The 4,100-nt window shown below is 30.4% G+C and carries 5 protein-coding genes; 4 read left to right on the top strand and 1 reads right to left on the bottom strand.

The window, feature by feature from the left end:
* Positions 1 to 134: 134 nt before the first annotated feature.
* Positions 135 to 353, top strand: a complete 219-nt coding sequence (locus DIU01_RS13990) for a hypothetical protein (RefSeq protein WP_290835484.1) — start codon at positions 135 to 137, stop codon at positions 351 to 353.
* A 15-nt stretch (positions 354 to 368) separates the two neighbouring features.
* Here DIU01_RS13990 and DIU01_RS13985 read toward each other — a convergent pair whose 3' ends face one another.
* On the bottom strand, positions 369 to 1,310 hold the full coding sequence (locus tag DIU01_RS13985) for a LysR substrate-binding domain-containing protein (protein WP_290835482.1): 942 nt from the start codon (positions 1,308 to 1,310) through the stop codon (positions 369 to 371).
* 95 nt (positions 1,311 to 1,405) lie between these two features.
* Here DIU01_RS13985 and DIU01_RS13980 point away from each other — a divergent pair, with 95 nt between their 5' ends.
* The 3 genes from DIU01_RS13980 (at position 1,406) to DIU01_RS13970 (ending at position 4,093) form a co-directional block, all read left to right on the top strand.
* Positions 1,406 to 1,885: a DNA starvation/stationary phase protection protein gene (locus DIU01_RS13980; protein ID WP_290835481.1), complete on the top strand. Its 480-nt coding sequence runs from the start codon at positions 1,406 to 1,408 to the stop codon at positions 1,883 to 1,885.
* A 64-nt stretch (positions 1,886 to 1,949) separates the two neighbouring features.
* The gene (locus DIU01_RS13975; protein ID WP_290835479.1) at positions 1,950 to 2,237 is read left to right on the top strand and encodes a hypothetical protein; all 288 of its coding nucleotides are present in this window, start codon (positions 1,950 to 1,952) and stop codon (positions 2,235 to 2,237) included.
* Between the two features lie 59 nt (positions 2,238 to 2,296).
* A complete protein-coding gene (locus DIU01_RS13970; protein ID WP_290835477.1) occupies positions 2,297 to 4,093 on the top strand; it encodes a SulP family inorganic anion transporter in 1,797 nt (598 codons plus the stop codon).
* Positions 4,094 to 4,100: the final 7 nt, after the last annotated feature.

The following is a 4,100-nucleotide window of genomic DNA, read 5'->3' as shown; positions in this document are numbered from 1 at the left end:
TTTTATTATAAAGAACTTATATCGTATAAATATGTATTTAATCGATATTTTTAGCAGGTTTATGTTAGTTGGTAGTTTTAATTTTCATAACTTTACTTAACGTTCTAAAAAAGATAACCCTAAATCTTAAACCTATGCCAAGAATGATTTATGATTACACTAAATCCGAGTTGGAAAGTGTAAGTTTTGATCCTAATCTTTTTAAAAAGAGATTGAAAAAGGCAACTAGAAGTTTATTGCCTTATGAAATTGACCAATTAGAAAACTGGCTATCCTATTTTACAATGAACAAGCCAGAATTACAAAAATGTTTAACAGAAATTAGTACTAACAAAGAAAATGGATTCGCGTAAACGAATCCATTTTTTTTATTTATTGGGTTTTGGACTTATGATTTCTACATTCTGAAAAGCAATGGCACCTTTTATAACACCAGTTATTGTAGCTCTTAAAGCATCAATTAAGTGAATTTTCAATTCGTTTTTTGGATAGATTAAACTAACTTCTCTTGCAGGTTTTGGCTCAGTAAAATGACGAAGTTTTGTTTTGTCTGCTTCTTTTAAATCCAACGTATGTAAATAGGGAAGAAGCGTTGTTCCTAATCCTTCATCGGCTAATTTTATTAGTGTTTCAAAACTTCCGCTTTCAATTTGAAAATGATTTTGTTCCGAATTGGTGTTGTTTTTACAAAGATTTAAAACGTTGTCTCTAAAACAATGTCCATCTTGAAGCAATAAAATTTCATCAATATTTAAATCGGTAATCTCAATTTCTTTTTTACTAAACGATTGGTGATTTTCTGGAATGTAAGCTACAAATGGTTCAAAATAAAGAACGACTTCTTTAATTTTTTCTTCGTTCAATGGCGTAGCAGCAATAGCGGCGTCTAGATGACCATTTTTTAATTTAAAGATGATGTCCTCGGTGTTTAACTCTTCAATAATTAGCTTGACCTTTGGATATTTTTTTATGAAATTTTTCAAAAACATCGGTAAAAGCGTTGGCATAATAGTCGGAATGATTCCCAATCTAAATTCGCCTCCAATAAATCCTTTTTGTTGGTCAACAATGTCTTTAATTCTATCGGCTTCATTTACAATATTTTTGGCTTGATTTACAATTTTCTGACCAATTTCTGTAAGTTGGATAGGTTTTTTAGTTCGATCAAATATCTGAATATCAAGTTCTTCTTCAACTTTTTGAATTTGCATGCTTAGGGTTGGTTGTGTTACAAAACACTTTTCGGCTGCAAGAGTAAAATTTTTATATTCGGCTACAGCCAAAACATATTGTAATTGTGTGATTGTCATTGGATAGTAAAATTTGATGCAAATATAAAAACAATCAATTTAACTTATAGTGTATTGGTTAGTTAATTTGTAAATTTGAAGTAAATATTATTTTTATGAAATTAAACAAATTAGGATTACCAGAAAAAGAAACTCAAATTTTAGCGGCAGAATTAAATTTGCTGTTGGCTAATTTTCAGGTTTATTATCAAAATTTACGAGGATTGCATTGGAATATTAGAGGAAAACGATTTTTTGATTTGCATGTAAAATTTGAAGAATTGTATAATGATAGTCAACTAAAAATTGATTTGATTGCCGAACGCATTTTAACACTTGGTCAAACTCCATTGCATACCTTTGAAGATTATGTAAAAAACAGCAAATTGCCAATTGGTAAAAACATTCACAACGATGAAGAAGCTATAAATTTGATATTAAATTCGTTATCGCATCTGTTAAAGATTGAACGAGTTATTCTCAATCAGGCAAGTGAAATTGCAGATGAAGGGACAAATTCTATGATGAGTGATTTTATTTCTGAACAAGAAAAAACCATTTGGATGATGAGTGCTTGGCTTGAAGAAAGTATTTAAAAATTAATGTTAAAAAAACTACAATAGCTTTTTGTTTTTAACGACGAAAAGCTATTTTTGTAAAATGAAGATTTTAACAACGTTAGTATTAGTATTGTTTGTAACTTTTCTTTCAACACCTACTATTGTAACGTTGATTGAAAGGACTACCGATGTATCGTTGTTTTATAATTTTGCTGAAGAAGAAATTCATAAGGAAGTAAAAGAAGTTAAAGCCGATTTAAAGCAAGTTTTTGATTATCCTTTTTTAGATGCTAAAGTTCTTCAAAACTCTAATATAATTTCTGAGAATTTATCGCGTCATGATAAGATTTCTGAGGAAATATTTTCTCCGCCGCCCGAATTGATTTAATACTTCGCTCGTCATTCTTACTGAATGTACGATTTTCATGTATTAATTTAATTTTGGTTATGACTAAAAAAATCAATCTTTTTGCAAACTTAAAATCTGATTTTGCTTCAGGTTTAGTAGTTTTTCTTGTGGCTTTGCCACTGTGTCTCGGTATTGCATTAGCAAGTGGAGCACCACCTTTAGCAGGTATTATTTCGGGAATTATTGGCGGAATTGTTGTTGGATATTTAAGCCAATCACATCTTAGTGTTTCTGGTCCTGCAGCAGGTTTAACAGCCATTGTATTGACAGCAATTACAGACTTAGGCTCGTTCAACGTCTTTCTATTGGCCGTTTTACTAGCAGGTGTTCTTCAATTAATTTTGGGTTTCATCAAAGCTGGAACCATTTCTAACTATTTCCCAAATAATGTAATTGAAGGAATGTTGGCAGGTATTGGTGTAATCATTATTTTGAAACAAATTCCACATGCTTTTGGTTATGATCCCGATTTTGAAGGTGATGAATCATTTATTCAAGCCGATGGACAGAATACTTTTTCTGAATTATTTTCGGTTTTAGATCACGTGAATTTTGGTTCAATAATCATTGCAGTTCTATCGTTAGCAATATTGATTTTATGGAACAAAGTTGAATTTTTAAAGAATATAAAATTAGTTCCAGCAGCTCTTGTAGCAGTCGTATTGAGTATTGTATTGAATGAATTTTTTATTCAATCGGGAAGTACTTTAGCGATTGCAAGTGAGCATTTAGTGAATTTACCAGTACCAAGTACGTTAGCAGAATTTCAAAATATTATAGTAACACCCGATTTTACTCAAATAACCAATTCTAAAGTTTGGATTGTAGCCATAACAATTGCTATCGTAGCCTCAATAGAAACGCTTTTGTGTATTGAAGCATCCGATAGAATGGACACCTTAAAACGATATACTGATACTAACGTAGAATTAAAAGCACAAGGAATTGGGAATATAGTTAGTTCATTATTAGGTGGTTTGCCAATGACTTCGGTTGTTGTTAGAACTTCCGCCAACCATAACTCTGGAGCAAAATCTAAAATGTCAACAATTATTCATGGCGTATTGTTGTTGGTGAGTGTTTTAGCAATTCCGTTTGTTTTAAATAAAATTCCATTGGCTACATTAGCAGCTGTTTTATTGATGGTAGGTTATAAATTGGCGGTTCCAAATATTAAGCATTTTGCTCATTACATGCCAAAAGAAGTTAATGTTTTACTTATTTCTTTGATTGTTATATTAATTGCGATTAGTAACAGTTACATGAATCTGGTAATTGGATTTAGTGTTTTGTCTGCTTTAATTTTAGCGTATTGTATCTTCAAATACCTAAAAGATGACAAGTTTGCACAAAATGTAAAAAGAAATCAATATTTATACTTTCCGTTTTTTGCCACTACAATTGCTGTTGTCTTTACCGATTTGTTAAAAGGTGTGGCACTTGGAATGATTATAAGTATCATTTTTGTTTTAAAAGGAAATTTGAAACGTGCTTACAGTTTTAGAAAAGAAGAATATGTTGACGGTGATATAATTCATATCGATTTGGCACAAGAGGTTTCTTTTTTAAATAAATCGGCAATTAAAACTACGTTGAGCGAAATTCCAGAAAATTCTAAAGTTATCATCAATGCATCGGATACCGTTTATATTGCGCACGATGTATTGGATTTGATTAAAGAATTCAAAAAAATTAGATCAAAAGAAGAAAACATTAAAGTAAAACTTGTTGGATTTAAAAAAGCGTATGAACTAGATGATTCAGAAGAATCTAAAAAGAAAGTAAGCTTTGAACATCAAGAAAAATTGGACACTGAAATTGAAAATAAATTTTAAATAAAAA

The organism is Flavobacterium sp. (assembly GCF_003525665.1).
Lineage (GTDB): Bacteria > Bacteroidota > Bacteroidia > Flavobacteriales > Flavobacteriaceae > Flavobacterium.
This window is presented reverse-complemented; position numbering and strand designations above follow the sequence as displayed.